Annotated in this window: 2 protein-coding genes; both read left to right on the top strand. The window is 64.1% G+C overall.

Translation table 11 applies throughout. The features are described from left to right. The coding region (locus tag EN993_RS35745) for a putative PEP-binding protein (RefSeq protein WP_348630458.1) at positions 1-861 on the top strand (861 nt) is incomplete at its 5' end. A 10-nt stretch (positions 862-871) separates the two neighbouring features. Then, the coding region (locus tag EN993_RS35740) for a PCRF domain-containing protein (protein WP_127266235.1) at positions 872-1,470 on the top strand (599 nt) is incomplete at its 3' end.

The raw sequence follows: 1,470 nt of genomic DNA, 5'->3' as shown, positions 1-1,470 counted from the left end.
GGCCTGTTCCGCACCGAACTGCAGTTCATGGTCGCTTCGACATTTCCCCGTGCCGAGGCCCAGGAAAAGCTTTACCGCGACGTGCTCGAGGCAGCGCGCGGCAAGCCGGTCACCTTCCGCACCATCGATATTGGCGGCGACAAGGTGCTGCCCTATTTCAAGGGCGCGATCCAGGAAGAGAACCCGGCGCTCGGCTGGCGGGCGATCCGCCTGACGCTTGACCGACCGGGGCTGCTGCGCACCCAGATCCGCGCGCTGCTCAAGGCCAGTGGCGGGCGTGAACTCAAGCTGATGCTGCCGATGGTGACCGAGCTTGGCGAGATCGCCCAGGCGCGCGAGATCATCGACCGCGAGGTGCGGCATCTCTCGCGTTTTGCCCATCATTTGCCGACCAGCCTGAAGCTGGGGGCGATGCTTGAAGTGCCATCGCTCTTGTTCCAGCTCGATGAGCTGATGAAGGCGGTCGACTTCGTCTCGGTCGGTTCGAACGATCTGTTCCAGTTCGTCATGGCCGTCGACCGCGGCAACACGCAACTCGCCAACCGCTTCGACACGCTGTCGGCGCCGTTCCTGCGCGTCCTGAAGCAGATCGCCGATGCCGGCGTCCGCAACCACACGCCGGTGACCCTGTGCGGCGAACTCGCCGGCAAGCCGATTTCGGCTATGGCGCTGATCGGTCTCGGCTTCCGCTCGATCTCGATGTCGCCGGCCTCGATCGGCCCGGTCAAGGCGATGCTGACGGAACTGCCGCTGGATGAGTTGGAGGCCTTCTTCGACGACAATCTGATGGCGCCGGCGCAGGGCTTGCCGATGCGGGCGCTTTTGCAGGCCTTTGCCGACGACCGTTCGATTCCATTGTAGTAGCCTCATCATGGTCAACCTGCCCCGCGATCGTATGGATCAAGTCGTCAAACGTTTCGAGATGCTCGAAGCGCAGATGTCGGCTGGCCCGGCGCCGGACGCCTATGTGCGGATGGCGTCCGAATATGCCGAAATCCAGGACATGGTGGCCAAGGTCAGGGCACTGCGCCTGGCCGAGCATGAGCAGGCCGACCTCGAAGCCATGCTTGCCGACAAGGGCACCGACGCCGAGATGCGGGCGCTCGCCGAGGCCGACCTGCCGGAGGTCGAGGAACGCATCGAGGCGCTGCAGAAGGACATCCAGATCCTGCTGTTGCCCAAGGATGCCGCCGACGACAAGAACGCCATTCTCGAAATCCGCGCCGGCACCGGTGGTGATGAGGCGGCCCTTTTTGCCGGTGACCTTTTTCGCATGTATGAACGCTACGCTGCCGAACGCGGCTGGCGTTTCGAGACGGCCTCAGCCAGCGATGGCGATGCCGGCGGCTACAAGGAAATCATCGCCACGGTGTCGGGCAAGGGCGTCTTTGCGCATCTGAAATTCGAATCGGGCGTGCACCGCGTGCAGCGCGTGCCGGCGACCGAAGCGAGCGGGCGCATCCACACGTC

Origin of the sequence: Mesorhizobium sp. M7D.F.Ca.US.004.01.2.1 (genome assembly GCF_003997785.1) — a bacterium.
GTDB lineage: Bacteria > Pseudomonadota > Alphaproteobacteria > Rhizobiales > Rhizobiaceae > Mesorhizobium > Mesorhizobium loti.
Note: the sequence above shows the minus strand (reverse complement) of the source record. Positions and strands in the feature narration are given on the sequence as shown.